The organism is Achromobacter sp. GQ309 (assembly GCF_059759315.1).
On record NZ_JCAXDP010000002.1, the window covers coordinates 676,421 to 689,782 of the forward strand.

The following is a 13,362-nucleotide window of genomic DNA, read 5'->3' on the forward strand; positions in this document are numbered from 1 at the left end:
TGGTTGATTTGAAGCTAATCAGTACGGCAGCCACGTCGCCAGGGTTGGCGGCAGCCACGTCTTGATATGTTTGATGGCCTCGATGGCCGAATGCGAAAACATGGCGTCCTGCCACCATGGCTCTTGCGGCAGCGGCGTATACCCTGCGGCGGCGACCAGCGCCAGCACAATCAATAGACCACGGGCCAGCCCGAACATTCCGCCCAGGCCGTGATCGGCCGGGCTGAGTCCGGTGCTGCGGATCAGGGCGGCAAGCGTCATATTGACCAACCCCACGCCGAGCAACACGATAATGAACACCGCCGCGTAGGAGACTCCCATGCGCAGCAGCGTCGTTTCAATATAGGGCTCCAGCCAGGTATAGACCGTGGGACCCCACCAGATCGCGGCCACAAAGGCCAGTAGATAGGCGACCAGCGACAGCACCTCTTTGAGCAGGCCGCGCACCAGGCCCAGCACACCCGATACCGCCAGGATGGCCAGCACGACGAAGTCGAAGCCGGTCACTATTGGGCGGCGATGAAACCATTGTCATAGCCCAGCGTGCGCAACCGCGCCTGGGCCGCCTGAGCCGCCTCGCGCGACGGGAACGGGCCCACGCGCAGACGGTACTGCTGCTTGCCATTGATGGTGGCCTGCTCGACAAATGCGTTGGTGACCCCGGCCTGATGCAGCTTGCCGCGGCGCGACTGGGCGTCTTCCGAGGTGGTGTACGCGGCGATCTGAAGCACGAAGTTGCCCTTGGAAGCAGCCGGCTTGGGCGTGTCGGGCTTGGGCGCGGACGCCGGGGCGTTACGACCTTCGAGCAGCGCCAGGGCGCGCGCGCCGTCGTCCGAGCGCGTCTCGGGCTTGGGCGGCGTCGTGGGCTTGGCCGGCTCGGGCTTGGGTTTGACCTCGGGCTTGGGCGGCGTGACCGGCGGCACGGCAGGCGTGGCCGGCTGCGTGGCGGGCGGCGTGGTGTGGGTCGTAGCAGGCGGCGTGCTGGACGCGGCGGCCACCGGCGGCACGGACGTCACGCCAGGCGGCGTGGGAACGGCGGCAGGGTCGGTGGGCGAGGAAGGCTCGGTCGGTGCGGCGGCCTGGGGTTCGGAGACCTGCGGCTGGAACGGCGTATTGCGTTCCGGCACCTTGATGGGAATGTTGTCGTCGACCTGCGTGGGCTGCGAATCGAGCACCATGGGAAGGACGATGACGGCTGCCAGCACCAGCGCTACTGCGCCCGCAAGCCTGCGACGCGCGCGGCCACGCAACTCGGCGGCCTGGACCTCGCTTGGCACGGCAGCCCGTTTGGAGGTCTGCGCCTGCTCGGCGGGATCTTTGCGTTTGAAAAAACCCATGGAAGAGAATTCCTTGCGGCGCCTTGCGGCATTGAGGCGGCGCGGCCGCCATGACGCGAATGGCCCGATTTGCCTATGCCTTGCGACCCAGAGCCTGCAAAACGGAGGCTACGGTGAGAAACGATCCGAATATCACGATTCTATCATTCTCCCCTGCCCGTTCGCGCGCTGCGGCAAAGGCCTGGGCGGGATCGGCGTAGGCCTGGATGCCGGGGGCTTCGCTGCCGGCGGGCAGCGGCGGGAGCGCCGCCGCGACCTGATCCGCGAGCGCCTGACCGGCCGTGCCGCGCGGTCCCGGAAGGCCGGCGCAATACCAGTAATCGATCCGGGAGCCCATCTTGGCCACCACCCCGGCGAGGTCCTTGTCGTTCAGCATGCCGAACACCGCGTGGGTGTAGGGATGAAAGCCCATGTTGTCGAGGTTTTGCGCCAGCACGGCCGCGGCGTGCGGGTTGTGCGCGACGTCGAGGATTACCGTGGGCTGACCCGGCAGGATCTGGAAGCGGCCCGGCAGCGAGGCCTGCAACAGCCCCAATCGAACGGCCTGCTGCTGCACGGGCAGGCGGTCGCGCACGGATTCCAGCGCGGCCAGCGCCGCCGAGGCGTTGAGCAGTTGGTTGGCGCCGCGCAGGGCCGGATAGGCCATCGCGCTGCGGCGCTGTTCGCGACCGCCGTAGGCCCACTGCTGGCGGTCGCCGGAATAGTTGTAGTCGCGTCCGAACAGCCACAGGTCTGCACCGATGGCTTCGACGTGATCCAGCAGCGACTGCGGGGGGACGGGATCGCTGCAGATGGCCGGCCGGCCGCTGCGGTAGATGTGGGCTTTTTCGAAGCCGATTTTTTCGCGCGTGTCGCCCAGCCAGTCGGTGTGGTCCAGGTCGACGCTGGTGACGATGGAGACGTCGGCATCGACGATGTTGACGGCATCCAGGCGTCCGCCCAGGCCGACTTCTAGCACCACCGCGTCCAGCCGAGACTGCGAGAAGAGGCGCAGAATGGCCAGCGTGGTGAATTCAAAATAAGTCAGCGACACATCGCCGCGCGCGGCTTCGACGGCCTGGAACTGCGTGATGAGGTCTTGGTCGGAGGCGATCTGGCCGTTGACGCGGGCACGCTCGTTGAAGTCGATGAGGTGCGGCGAGGTGTACAGGCCCACCTTGTAGCCAGCCGCAAGCAGGATGGCCTCGAGCATGGCACAGGTGGAACCCTTGCCGTTGGTGCCGCCGACCACGAATTTGATGCCGGGCAGCGTCAGTTGCATGCGGTCCGCGACCTGGCGCACCCGGTCCAGCCCCATGTCGATCGCCGTGGCGTGGATGGACTCCAGGTACTGCAGCCAATCGGACAGGTTGGCGGCGGCGTCAGGCGTGCGGACAGAAGACATGAGGCGGGTTCGCGAAAGGAAATCAGCCTTCGATTTTAGCAGCGTGTGCCCGGTGTTTTCCCTAATCCCCTAGGGCGCGGCACGGTATCCGCGGGCAAAAAGTGCTTGCCCATGTTTTTTTCATACGTAAAAATAAATTCATGTATGGAAAATAAAAGGAAGAGACATGACGCAGCGTTCGACTCCCAAATGGCTTGTTCGTGAAGCTGACGTACCGGGCTACAGCCCCGCCAATCACACCGGCACCCTCAACCGCCGGCTGATCAGCCCGGAAACCGTCGGCGCCCGCGGCGTGGAAGTGTTGCTGGGGGTGATCGAAAAGGGCAAGGGCGCCCTGCCGCACGCGCATCCCGGCATCGAACAGGTCTGTTACCTGATTTCGGGCACCGCCCGCGCGCAGGTGCAGGACGAATGGGCCGACATGGCCCCCGGCGACTGCTGCTACTTCCCCCCGGACATCCCCCACGTCTTCACGGTGACGAGCGACGAACCGGCCCGGCTGCTGGTGATCTACACGCCCCCGTATGAAGAATCCCCCGATCGCGTGATCCGCGACTTTCCGGCGCCACCCACAGCCGCTTGACGCGGCGTTTGCGCAGGCAGCGGCCGCGAGAGCCGCGCCTCATTACATAAATACAGGAGACACACCCATGCAATCCCTACGCCTGCTGGGCGCCGCGCTGGTCAGCGGCGCCGCCTTGATGGCGGCTGGCCCCGCCCATGCCGCCGATTACCCCAACAAACCCATCACCCTGGTGGTGCCCTTCCCCGCCGGATCGGGCACGGACGCCGTGGGACGGATCTTCGGCGCCGAGTTGTCGACCCTGCTGGGTCAGCAGGTCGTGGTGGAGAACAAGCCGGGCGCCAATGCGACGATCGCGGCCAACTACGTGGCCCGCGCCAAACCGGACGGCTACACGCTGTTCGTCACCACCAACACCTCCCATTCGGCCGCTCCCTGGCTGATGAAGAACGTGCCGTATGACCCGGTCAAGGACTTCACCCCGATTGCGCGCGGCGGCAACCTGCCCTTCATCCTGGTCGTGAATCCCAAGCGCCCCTGGAAGACGGTGGGCGACCTGGTGGCCGACGCCAAGAAGAATCCTGGCCGCATCACCTACGCCAGCGGCAACAGCACCGGCATCGTCGCGGGCGCCACGCTGGCCAACCGCGCCAAGATCGACATCCTGCATGTGCCCTACAAAGGCACGCCGCAGAGCCTGACCGACGTGGTCGGCGGACAGGTGGACTTCATGTTCACGGACCTGACCTCTGGCCTGCCCTTCGTGCAATCGGGCCAGTTGCGCGCCCTGGCCGTCTCCACCGCGGAGCGCAGCGCCATCGTGCCCGACCTGCCTTCGATGGCCGAAGCGGGCGTGCCGGACTTCGATTTGAACTCCTGGAACGGCTACTTCGGCCCCGCAGGCATGCCGCCCGAGATCGTGGCCAAGCTGAATGCGGCCATCAACCAGATCGTGGCAAAGCCCGACGTGAAAAAACGCCTGGCGGGACTGGGGTTTGACGCCTTCTCGAGCACGCCCGAAGCCTTCGCGCAGTTTGTTGGCGAACAGCGCGACCTGTGGGGCAAGCTGATCCGTGACGCGGGGATCGAGCAGCAATGATCGACCAGCCCCTGCCTGAAACGCCGGTTGCCGGGCCGCTGGCCGGCGTGCGCATCCTGGATCTGAGCTCGGTGGTGATGGGGCCATACGCAACCCAGGTCCTGGCGGACCTGGGCGCGGACGTCATCAAGGTGGAGTCGCCGGCGGGGGACAACATGCGGGCCGTCGGCCCCATGCGCAACCCCGGCATGGGGCACCTCTACCTGCACCTGAACCGCAACAAGCGCTCGATCGTGCTGGACTTGAAAACCCCCGAAGGCCTTGAAGCCTGCCTGAAACTGGCCGAAAGCTGCGACGCCCTGCTCTACAACATCCGCCCGCAAGCGATGGCGCGGCTGGGCCTGTCGTATGAAGCCGTCACGGCGCGCAATCCGCGCATCGTCTACGTGGGCGCCTATGGGTTCGGCGAGGGTGGCCCCTATGCCGGCCGCCCCGCCTACGACGACCTGATCCAGGGGCAGACCGGCATTGCCGCGCTGTCCGCGCAGCAAAGCGGCGACGTGCCGCGCTACGCGCCGCTGACCCTGGCGGATCGGGCGGTGGGCCTGCACGTCGGCATTGCGCTGGTGTCCGCGGTGCTGAGCGCCCGGACGCTGGGCCGCGGACAGCCGGTGGAGATTCCGATGTTCGAGGGCATGGCGCACATGGTGCTGGGCGACCACCTGGGCGGATCGACCTTCGAGCCGCCGATGGGACCCACCGGTTACGCGCGCCTCTTGGCGCCGCATCGCCGGCCGTACGCGACGGCGGACGGCTACATCTGCCTGCTGATCTACAACGACAAGCACTGGCGCAATTTCTTTGAACTGATCGGGCGGCCGGAGCTGTCGCAGGACCCGCGTTTCAGCACCCATGGCGCCCGCGCCGCGCACATCAGCGAGGTCTATGCCTTCGTGGCCGAGGTGATCGCCACCCGCCCCAGCGACGACTGGCTCCGCGAGCTGGCGCGCGCCGATATTCCAGCCTCGCAGCTCTACACCATCGACGGCCTGATCCAGGACGAGCACCTGACCGCGACCGGTTTCATCCAGGAAATGGACCACCCCTCGGAAGGCCGCATCCGCACCACCGGGACGCTCGGCCGCTACGCCGGCACGCCGACCTCGATACGCCGCCCCGCCCCGCGGCTGGGCGAGCACAGCCGCGAGGTGCTTGCCGAAGCGGGCTATGGACAGGAACAGATCGACGCCATGCTTGCCCGTGGCATTACCCAGGACGGAAACAACGATGGACTTTGAATTCACCCCGGAACAACTGGCGTTGCGCGACGCCGTTTCCCGCATCTGCGAACGCTATCCCGACGAATACTGGCTGGAACGCGACCGCGAAGGCGGCTTTCCGGAACCGCTGCACGCCGACCTGGCGCGCGACGGCTGGCTGGGCATCGCCATGCCGCAGGAATACGGCGGCGCGGGCCTGGGCATGACCGAAGCCGCGCTGATGATGCAGACCATCGCGGCGTCGGGCGCCGGCTTCACGGGCGCCTCGGCCGTCCACATGAACATCTTCGGGCTGAATCCGGTGGTGGTGTTTGGCACCGACGAGCAGCGCGGCCGCTGGCTTGAACCGCTGATCGCCGGCCGGGAAAAAGCCTGCTTTGCGGTCACCGAGCCCGACGCGGGGCTGGACACGACCAAGCTGAGCACCCGCGCCGTGCGCCAGGGCGACGAATACATCGTGCATGGCCGCAAGATCTGGATTTCGACCGCGCAGGTGGCCAGCAAGATGTTGCTGCTGGCGCGCACCACCCCGCTGTCCGAGGTGGAAAAGCCCACGCAGGGCCTGTCGCTCTTCTACACCGACCTGGACCGCGAAAAGATCGAGGTGCGGGAGATCGAGAAGATGGGCCGCAAGGCCGTGGATTCGAACATGCTGTTCATTGACGGCCTGCGGATTCCGGTCGCCGACCGCATCGGCGAGGAAGGCCGTGGCTTTGAATACATCCTGCACGGCCTGAACCCCGAGCGCATCCTGATCGCCGCCGAAGCGGTAGGGATCGGGCGCGCCGCGCTGGACCGGGCCGTCAAGTACGCGGGCGAACGCACCGTGTTCGGACGCCCCATCGGCAAAAACCAGGGCATCCAGCATCCGCTCGCCCAGGCCTGGATGCAGCTGGAGGCCGCGGACCTGATGGTGTTCAAGGCAGCCAGCCTGTACGACGCGGGCAAGCCGTGCGGCCCCGCCGCCAATTCGGCAAAGTACCTGGCGGCCGAGGCCGGCTACAACGCCTGCCAGACGGCAGTGATGACGCTGGGCGGCATGGGGTATGCCAAGGAGTACCACGTGGAGCGGCTGCTGCGCGAAAGCTTCATCCCGCGCATCGCGCCGGTCAGCCCGCAGCTCATCATGTGCTTCATCGCGGAAAAGGTGCTGGGGCTGCCCAAGTCGTATTGAGCGGACGGCGGCAGGCGCGGTTCAGGCCTGCTGCTCCAGTCCCGTGCACGCCGCCCGCAGGATGCGGGCGTAGGTTTCCTGTTCAGGCTCGATCCGGTAGATCGGGCCGCCCACCGAAATGGCGTAGTGCTCGCCGGACAGCGTGACCGGCCAGGCAATCGCGCCCACGTCGGCAATGGACTCGCCGCTGTTCATGAACCACCCCCGCTGCCGCGCGGCGTCCAGGTCCGCCAGCAGCGCCTCGCGGGTGACGAGGGTCCGGTCGTTGTAGCGGGTCATGGGGATATCCGCCAGCAAGGCGTCACGGGCCGGCTCGTCCAGCAGCGACAGCAGCGCCTTTCCCAGCGAATTTGCGTGAACATCCTTGAACTCGCCTGCAACAGGCGCGTATCGGATCGTATGCGGCGAATCCAGCACATCCAGATAGACAACGCGGCCATCCGGCGACAGTTTGGCGAAGACCACGGTTTCGCGGGTGGCGTCCCTTAATTCGACAAGACTGGGATAGACGCGATCCAGAACGGGATCTGCCCGGGCGATGCGCTGGGCCATGGCGAGCAGCCGGCCTGTCGGGTAATAGCCCTGGCGGCGGCCCGTTTCATAGAGGTAGCCCAGGCTGGTCAGCGTGCGGATCAGCGCCAGGCAGCTGGACACGGGCACATCGAGCAACCGGGCCAATTCCGACAAGGGCAGCGCGCGTTTCTCGCGGGCGAAGGTTTCGATGATTTCGATAACTCGCAACGCCGTCTTGACACTCATTGCCCGATCCAGACTCTTAGCACGTGAACCATCCATTTGCGCAAGGCTAAAGTTCCCTGCGAGGGTGCCGTTATGGTAACTGAGAATTTCCTGAAAACAGCGCGTTCTCCGAGACGCCCCCTCGCCGTTGGAGTGATCATGGCCGTAACCCCGTTAGCCCCCGCAGCGTTCGCGTCGTTACCGGTTTCGACCGTTATCGCCACGCCCGACCCTGCTGCCACCGCCACGCCGGCGCCCGCGACCACCGACAGCAGCGCCTCCGGCGGCGCCACGTCCGACCAGGCGAATTCGCAAAAAATGCCCCTGGATAAGGCGCTGGACGAGATCAACGAACAGATGAAGGCCTGGTCGACCCAGCTTCAGTTCGAAATCGACCCGAATGTGCACCAGGTGGTGGTGTCGGTGATCGATGCGGAGTCGGGAGACGTCCTGCGCACCATCCCCAGCGAAGCGGTGCTGAAGATCGCCAAGATGATCGTGAACATGCAAGGGAACGGTATCAAGACGTCGGCCTGATCCGGCACTTAAAACACCGTTCGCCAAGATTGACGCGCGGCCCGGTGAGAGAACCGCCGAATTAGGCCCGCCTTATGCCTTTACCCGGCCAATAGCCGGGATCACATTTTTGTCAGAATTGCATCGCTAGGAAGGAATTTCACATGGCCACCATTACCAACCTCGGTTCGAATTCAGGCTTGCCCCTCGAGGACATCCTCTCGAAGCTGGAAGCCGCCGAGGAAAAGAGGCTGCAGCAGTACACCGTACGGCAGACCAGCTTCGAGACCCGCGTTACGGCGTTCGGCCAGCTCAAGAGCGCCGTGGAAGCCGTGCAGAAGGCTGCCGCCGCGCTCGGCAAGCCCGAGACGCTGGGCGCCGTGAAAGGCAGCGTGACCGGCGGCGACGCCCTGACCGCGACCGTGGCCGCCGAAGGCGCCGTGGCCGGCGAGTACACGATCAACGTGAAGAACGTTGCCACTTCCCAGACCCTGCAATCGGGTGCAGTTGCGGACCGCAAGGCATCCAACGGCGCCACGGGTTCGTTTGAGGTCGAACTGGCCAATGGCAAGAAGAAAACTGTCGACCTGAAAGGCGACACGTCGCTCAACGGCATCGTCAAAGCCATCAATGCGGACGATACGCTGGGCGTGCGTGCCACCGTCATCACCGACGGCGATGGACCGGATGCCAAGAGCTATCTGATGCTGTCCGCGAAAGACACCGGCGTCCAGGCTTCCGTGAAGTCCATTACCGTGACGGGTGACGACAAGCTCAAGAACATCCTTAGCTATAGCAGCACCGATGCAGCCAATAGCAAATTGACGGCCACCGACGCCGTCGACGCCGAAATCGACATCAACGGCATCACGATCAAGAGCGGCACGAACAACATTTCGACCGCCATCGACGGCGTCACGCTCAACCTGTCCTCGAAGACGGAAGACGGCAAGCCGATCAAGCTGAAGCTGGAAAGCGACCCCTCGGTGGCCAGCAAAGCCATCCAGAGCTTCGTCACCGCCTACAACACGCTGCAGACGACGATCAAGAACCTGACGGCCTTCGACGCCGCCGCCGCCACCAATCAGCCGCTGACCGGCGACGGCACGACGCGCGCCATCCAGTCGTCCCTGGCGGGTGCGCTGCAGGTGCTGTCGGGCGAAGGCTCCCTGCGTTCGCTGGCCGACCTGGGCATCACGACCAACCCGCAGACGCGCCAGCTCACGCTGGACCAGACCAAGCTGGACAAGGCACTGTCCACGAACGGCGCCGACGTCTCGCGCTTGCTGACCGGCACGAACGGCCTGGCCGCCAATTTCGAAAAGGCCACGAAGGACATCCTGAGCGACACCGGTTCGATCAAGACCAAGACCGACGGCCTGGCCAAATCGATCGCCACCGTGAAAGACCAGTACACGCGCGCCAAGGCAGCCGGTGAAGCCCAGCTCGAGCTGATGCGCGCCCAGTTCGTCCAATTGGACAAATTCGTTGCGCAGCAATCGGTCACGGCCAACTATCTGACGCAGCAATTCGCGGCCATGAACAAGTCGTCGAAGTGATAACCGAGAAGATGCATTAAATGACGTACGCCGCGCGCCGCCCCACAGGCTCATACTCTGCCCGCTCCTACGCCGATATCGGCCTGGAGACCCAAGTGATGAGCGCCACGCCGGAAAGGCTGATCACCCTGCTTTACCAGGGTGCGCGCGCGGCAATCGGACAAGCGCGCCTGCACATGCAGGAAGGTCGCGTCGCCGAACGCGGGACAGCTATCACCAAGGCAATCAAGATCGTCGACGAGGGCCTGAAGATGGGCCTGAACATGGAAGCCGGCGGCGACATCGCCGCCAACCTGAGCCGGTTGTACGACTACATCGTCCGCACGCTGCTCATGGCAAACCTTAAAGCGGACGTCGAGCAGCTCGACATCGCAGACCGCCTGCTGGCGGACCTTTCCGACGCCTGGCAGACCTCCATCGATCGGCCTGCCCCGGACGCAACGCTTTGATGGCCCCCACAACGACTATTGCCAGCCATCGCTCGCCCGAGATTTCTATGACGTCGCTCACCCAGTACTCCGCCATCCTGGAACAGTATCAGGAGATCGCCCAATCAACGGGCGAGATGTTGACGGCCGCCCAGGCCGGCGACTGGGACACCGCGCTTGTGCACGGTCAGCTCTACTGTGAACAGGTCGAACGCCTGCGGCATGCCGAGCCGTCCAGTCCGCTGGACGAGGCCGGCCGCAGCATGAAATACGACCTGCTTGTGCGCATTCTTGAAAACGATGCCATGACGCGTGATCTGGCGCTGCCCCAGTTGGCGCGGCTGGGCGAACTGCTGGGACGCATGAAGCGCCAGCAGACCCTGCTGTCGGCCTACGGCAACCAGGCGTCTGACCAATGAGCATCGGTCCCGCCGCGCTTGGCAACGTCCTGGTGCAGCGGTTGGACGCCGTGCTGGGCACGACGATGTCCGCCGCGAACGCCAACCAGATTTCCGGCGCGCGGCCGGACGCGGTCAGCCAGCCTGGCAGCCCGGAGAAGGCCGGGCCGTCGGACGGCTCCGCGCGCGATACCCGGCAAGGCATACAGACTGGCGGCGCCCGAGGCGACCGCCAGAATACTGTTGTCGACCCCAAAACCGCCGCCGCGCTGGCGCTGGCCGCGCGCGGCCTGGTCACCAGCAGCGACACCACGGCCTCGGCGCCGACCACATTGGGCACGACCGCGCGCACCATCCTTGCCCTGCTCGCGCAGTACCCCGAAGCGGCCCCGGCCGTGCAGGGACGCGCGCCGCTGTGGAGCGCCGACGCGCAGGGCGGACAGCAGGCGGGCGGTGCAGCCACCGGCGGCCAACCCGCCCCGGCCCAATCGGGTCAGCCCGCGCAGGCAGGTCAGCCCGGCCAGCCCGCCGCGGCGACGACCACCCCGCTTCCGGCTTCGACCACCCTGCCGGCTGGCGCCCCTGCCGCCGCGCCGTCGGCCACCGCAGCCGCCGACGCCGCCAACGCCAAGCCGGGCGCCGGGCACCCGGCGGGCCAGGCCGGTGGCGCGAAAGGGGCCGAAGCCGCAACGCATGCCTCGCTGGCCGCAGGCGGCCCGTCCGCCCGCGCGCTGGGCCAGGCGTTGCGCACTGCCCTGCAGACCAGCGGGCTCTTTTACGAATCGCATCTGACCGACATGGTCTTCGGTCGCAAGAACCCGGCCACACTGGAAAACGAACCCCAGGCCAGGATGTCGCGCGACACCGCCGCGCACGCCAGCACCCAGGCACGCAGCCGCGGCGAAGCCGCCGGCGCCAGCCGCTCCGGTGCCGGCGCAGATGCGCCCTCGGCCTCGGGAACGTCGTCTTCATCGTCCACGCCCGGCGCGCCGATCACCGGCATCCATCAGGATCTGACCGTGCTGGTGCGCCAGCAACTGGACGTGCTGGCCAACCAGACACTGAACTGGCAAGGCGAAGCCTGGCCCGGCACCCCGATGGAGTGGGAAGTCGAGCGCGACCCCTACGGCGAGGACCGCGAATCGGCCGTGCCGACCTGGGCCACGCGCGTGAAGCTGGACCTGCCGCGCCTGGGCCTGGTCGACGCCCGCCTGAACCTGGCCGGAGACCAGATCGTGCTGCAGCTGATTGCGCCGCACAGCGCGGCCGAGATCAACGATTCGTCGGACATGCTACGCTCGCGCCTGTTGGCCGCCGGGCTGACCCTGAGCAATCTGACCGTGAACGTGGTTGAACCCCGTCTCGTCATCCCCAACGATTTCTGATGAACACCCCTCCCTCCCCCGCGGACGCCGGCCCGAACGCCAACCGTAACGCGGCGGTCGCCATTTCGTACGACGAAAGCGACGGCGCGCCGCGCGTGGTCGCCAAGGGCTATGGCCAGTTGGCGGACACGATCGTCCGGGCGGCCGAGGAAAACGGGCTGTACGTGCACGAATCGCGCGAACTGGTGGGTCTGCTCATGCAGGTCGACCTGGACGCACATATTCCTCCCCAACTCTATGTCGCGGTGGCAGAATTGCTCGCCTGGCTGTACCGCCTGGAATCGCGCGACATCCCCCAGGCCGCGCGGCCCGAAATCTCTACCTAAGGACGATCACCGTGTTGGATGCCGCCGATCCGGAATTCCTGCTGACCCGGCCGGAAGACATGCGCTCAGCGCTCTTCGAGCTGACGCACCCCGACAGCCACATCCTGGTGCGCGACGCCGCGGACCGGGAGATCGCCGTGCTGATCCTGGGCGCCGACAAGCAGACCCGCCAGTTCTTCTGGCGGCCGCGCGACTACGACGGCGCGGACTTTGAACAGTCCGACAGCATGGGTCTGCTCAGCGGCACGACCTTCCACTTCAATGCCACCGCCTATGGCGGCGTGCAGATCCGCTTCCGCATCCAGCGCCCGGAAGTCATCCATTTCGATGACGGCAGCGCGGCGCTGATGTCGCCCTTCCCTGATCGCCTTGCCCGCATCCAGCGCCGCAAGATGTTCCGCGCCTCGATGATCTCCAGCGCCAGCCGCTGTCTGGCCACGTGGCAACCGGCGCCCGCGGACAAGCCCGTGGGCTTTACCGTGCGCGACATCTCGGTGGACGGCGTGGGCTTGCGCGTGGGTCTGGCGGTGGGCGAGCTGCCCGAGCGCGGCGCGGTGATGGAAGACGTTGAGCTGGATTTCGGCGAACTTGGCAAACTGAGCGCCGACCTGGAAGTGCGCAACATCTATCCGGTATCGGGGCAGCCCATGGCCTCGGCCGAAGGCAGCAGCGACGGCGAAGCGCCCAAGCACGTGTCGCTGACGGGCGAGCCGCCGGTCAGCCATGTGGGCGCGCTGTTCATGAACCTGAACGCGCGCCAGGAGAACTGGCTGCAGCAGGTGGTGTGGCGCCTGGAGAAAGGCGCGCAGCGCAACTGACGGCGCGCTGCCGGAAGGCGCAACCCAAAGGGCGCGACTGAAACGCAAAAGGCCTTCCCGCGGGAAGGCCTTTGTACAAGTCGTGGGCCTTACACGGCCATCGACGAGATTTCCTTGTAGGCCGCCACCAGCTTGTTGCGCACCTGGACCGCCGTCTGGAAGCCAAGGCTTGCCTTCTGCAGGTCGATCATGACGTCGTTCAAGGAAATATCGGGAGCGCCCAGCTCGAAGGCCTTGGCCTGATTGCTGGCCGCGTTCTGCGCGGCGGTCACGCGACGGATGGAGCGCTGCAGTTCCGCGGCAAAACCGTCGGGTTGCGCCACGGCGTCGCCGGCGCCCAGATTACCGGTCTCCGCCTTGCTCACGACCGCGCGCATCTGCTGGAGCATGCCTTCGATGCCGGACAAGCCTGATACAGCCATTACCTATTCCTTGCTGGTGGGGGATTACGCCAAAG

16 protein-coding genes are annotated in these 13,362 nt (G+C 66.0%); 11 read left to right on the forward strand and 5 right to left on the reverse strand.

Going from position 1 to position 13,362, the window contains the following annotated elements:
* Nucleotides 1-18: 18 nt before the first annotated feature.
* The 3 genes from AC6CIE_RS08430 to folC all read right to left on the reverse strand — a co-directional run bounded on the left by AC6CIE_RS08430 (nucleotide 19) and on the right by folC (nucleotide 2,721).
* Nucleotides 19-507 (reverse strand): CvpA family protein, encoded by a 489-nt coding sequence (locus tag AC6CIE_RS08430; protein WP_175186107.1) that lies wholly within the window; start codon nucleotides 505-507, stop codon nucleotides 19-21.
* Nucleotides 507-1,337: an SPOR domain-containing protein gene (locus AC6CIE_RS08435; protein WP_498091972.1), complete on the reverse strand. Its 831-nt coding sequence runs from the start codon at nucleotides 1,335-1,337 to the stop codon at nucleotides 507-509. Before AC6CIE_RS08435 ends, AC6CIE_RS08430 begins: the two co-directional genes overlap by 1 nt.
* A 73-nt stretch (nucleotides 1,338-1,410) precedes the next feature.
* Nucleotides 1,411-2,721, reverse strand: coding sequence for a bifunctional tetrahydrofolate synthase/dihydrofolate synthase (gene folC, locus AC6CIE_RS08440; protein ID WP_175139159.1), 1,311 nt, complete (start codon nucleotides 2,719-2,721; stop codon nucleotides 1,411-1,413).
* Nucleotides 2,722-2,887: 166 nt separating this feature from the next.
* On the opposite strand from folC, the gene AC6CIE_RS08445 reads away from it, so the two are divergent.
* The 4 genes from AC6CIE_RS08445 (at nucleotide 2,888) to AC6CIE_RS08460 (ending at nucleotide 6,737) form a co-directional block, all read left to right on the forward strand.
* Nucleotides 2,888-3,304: a cupin domain-containing protein gene (locus tag AC6CIE_RS08445; protein ID WP_498091974.1), complete on the forward strand. Its 417-nt coding sequence runs from the start codon at nucleotides 2,888-2,890 to the stop codon at nucleotides 3,302-3,304.
* A 67-nt stretch (nucleotides 3,305-3,371) separates the two neighbouring features.
* Entirely contained in the window at nucleotides 3,372-4,343 is a 972-nt protein-coding gene (locus tag AC6CIE_RS08450) for a Bug family tripartite tricarboxylate transporter substrate binding protein (protein ID WP_191578080.1), read from the forward strand.
* A complete protein-coding gene (locus tag AC6CIE_RS08455) occupies nucleotides 4,340-5,581 on the forward strand; it encodes a CaiB/BaiF CoA transferase family protein (protein WP_498091975.1) in 1,242 nt (413 codons plus the stop codon). Before AC6CIE_RS08450 ends, AC6CIE_RS08455 begins: the two co-directional genes overlap by 4 nt.
* A complete protein-coding gene (locus tag AC6CIE_RS08460) occupies nucleotides 5,571-6,737 on the forward strand; it encodes an acyl-CoA dehydrogenase family protein (protein WP_175139156.1) in 1,167 nt (388 codons plus the stop codon). The genes AC6CIE_RS08455 and AC6CIE_RS08460 overlap by 11 nt, the downstream gene beginning before the upstream one ends.
* A gap of 21 nt (nucleotides 6,738-6,758) precedes the next feature.
* Here the strand turns inward: AC6CIE_RS08460 and AC6CIE_RS08465 are convergent, their stop codons facing one another.
* Nucleotides 6,759-7,496, reverse strand: coding sequence for an IclR family transcriptional regulator (locus AC6CIE_RS08465; protein ID WP_175121945.1), 738 nt, complete (start codon nucleotides 7,494-7,496; stop codon nucleotides 6,759-6,761).
* Between the two features lie 138 nt (nucleotides 7,497-7,634).
* On the opposite strand from AC6CIE_RS08465, the gene AC6CIE_RS08470 reads away from it, so the two are divergent.
* The 7 genes from AC6CIE_RS08470 to AC6CIE_RS08500 all read left to right on the forward strand — a co-directional run bounded on the left by AC6CIE_RS08470 (nucleotide 7,635) and on the right by AC6CIE_RS08500 (nucleotide 12,905).
* Entirely contained in the window at nucleotides 7,635-8,012 is a 378-nt protein-coding gene (locus tag AC6CIE_RS08470) for a flagellar protein FlaG (protein ID WP_175121946.1), read from the forward strand.
* Between the two features lie 143 nt (nucleotides 8,013-8,155).
* The gene (fliD, locus tag AC6CIE_RS08475) at nucleotides 8,156-9,550 is read left to right on the forward strand and encodes a flagellar filament capping protein FliD (protein ID WP_498091977.1); all 1,395 of its coding nucleotides are present in this window, start codon (nucleotides 8,156-8,158) and stop codon (nucleotides 9,548-9,550) included.
* Between the two features lie 20 nt (nucleotides 9,551-9,570).
* The gene (fliS, locus tag AC6CIE_RS08480; RefSeq protein ID WP_175121948.1) at nucleotides 9,571-9,999 is read left to right on the forward strand and encodes a flagellar export chaperone FliS; all 429 of its coding nucleotides are present in this window, start codon (nucleotides 9,571-9,573) and stop codon (nucleotides 9,997-9,999) included.
* A gap of 47 nt (nucleotides 10,000-10,046) precedes the next feature.
* Nucleotides 10,047-10,397: a flagellar protein FliT gene (locus AC6CIE_RS08485; protein WP_175121949.1), complete on the forward strand. Its 351-nt coding sequence runs from the start codon at nucleotides 10,047-10,049 to the stop codon at nucleotides 10,395-10,397.
* Nucleotides 10,394-11,761 carry a flagellar hook-length control protein FliK gene (gene fliK, locus AC6CIE_RS08490; RefSeq protein WP_498091979.1) on the forward strand — a complete coding sequence of 456 codons (1,368 nt, stop codon included), beginning with the start codon at nucleotides 10,394-10,396 and terminating at the stop codon, nucleotides 11,759-11,761. Before AC6CIE_RS08485 ends, fliK begins: the two co-directional genes overlap by 4 nt.
* A complete protein-coding gene (locus AC6CIE_RS08495; protein ID WP_175126254.1) occupies nucleotides 11,761-12,087 on the forward strand; it encodes an EscU/YscU/HrcU family type III secretion system export apparatus switch protein in 327 nt (108 codons plus the stop codon). The genes fliK and AC6CIE_RS08495 overlap by 1 nt, the downstream gene beginning before the upstream one ends.
* Nucleotides 12,088-12,101: 14 nt before the next feature.
* A complete protein-coding gene (locus tag AC6CIE_RS08500; RefSeq protein WP_175139215.1) occupies nucleotides 12,102-12,905 on the forward strand; it encodes a flagellar brake protein in 804 nt (267 codons plus the stop codon).
* Nucleotides 12,906-12,994: 89 nt separating this feature from the next.
* Here the strand turns inward: AC6CIE_RS08500 and fliE are convergent, their stop codons facing one another.
* The gene (gene fliE, locus AC6CIE_RS08505; RefSeq protein ID WP_175126255.1) at nucleotides 12,995-13,327 is read right to left on the reverse strand and encodes a flagellar hook-basal body complex protein FliE; all 333 of its coding nucleotides are present in this window, start codon (nucleotides 13,325-13,327) and stop codon (nucleotides 12,995-12,997) included.
* Nucleotides 13,328-13,362: the final 35 nt, after the last annotated feature.

Bases quoted from the DNA above. Each gene is read 5' to 3' on its own strand.
- AC6CIE_RS08435 (WP_498091972.1), bottom strand. From the start codon at position 1,337: ATGGGTTTTTTCAAACGCAAAGATCCCGCCGAGCAGGCGCAGACCTCC.
- folC (WP_175139159.1), bottom strand. From the start codon at position 2,721: ATGTCTTCTGTCCGCACGCCTGACGCCGCCGCCAACCTGTCCGATTGG.
- AC6CIE_RS08445 (WP_498091974.1), top strand. From the start codon at position 2,888: ATGACGCAGCGTTCGACTCCCAAATGGCTTGTTCGTGAAGCTGACGTA.
- AC6CIE_RS08450 (WP_191578080.1), top strand. From the start codon at position 3,372: ATGCAATCCCTACGCCTGCTGGGCGCCGCGCTGGTCAGCGGCGCCGCC.
- AC6CIE_RS08455 (WP_498091975.1), top strand. From the start codon at position 4,340: ATGATCGACCAGCCCCTGCCTGAAACGCCGGTTGCCGGGCCGCTGGCC.
- AC6CIE_RS08460 (WP_175139156.1), top strand. From the start codon at position 5,571: ATGGACTTTGAATTCACCCCGGAACAACTGGCGTTGCGCGACGCCGTT.
- AC6CIE_RS08465 (WP_175121945.1), bottom strand. From the start codon at position 7,496: ATGAGTGTCAAGACGGCGTTGCGAGTTATCGAAATCATCGAAACCTTC.
- AC6CIE_RS08470 (WP_175121946.1), top strand. From the start codon at position 7,635: ATGGCCGTAACCCCGTTAGCCCCCGCAGCGTTCGCGTCGTTACCGGTT.
- fliD (WP_498091977.1), top strand. From the start codon at position 8,156: ATGGCCACCATTACCAACCTCGGTTCGAATTCAGGCTTGCCCCTCGAG.
- fliS (WP_175121948.1), top strand. From the start codon at position 9,571: ATGACGTACGCCGCGCGCCGCCCCACAGGCTCATACTCTGCCCGCTCC.
- AC6CIE_RS08485 (WP_175121949.1), top strand. From the start codon at position 10,047: ATGACGTCGCTCACCCAGTACTCCGCCATCCTGGAACAGTATCAGGAG.
- fliK (WP_498091979.1), top strand. From the start codon at position 10,394: ATGAGCATCGGTCCCGCCGCGCTTGGCAACGTCCTGGTGCAGCGGTTG.
- AC6CIE_RS08495 (WP_175126254.1), top strand. From the start codon at position 11,761: ATGAACACCCCTCCCTCCCCCGCGGACGCCGGCCCGAACGCCAACCGT.
- fliE (WP_175126255.1), bottom strand. From the start codon at position 13,327: ATGGCTGTATCAGGCTTGTCCGGCATCGAAGGCATGCTCCAGCAGATG.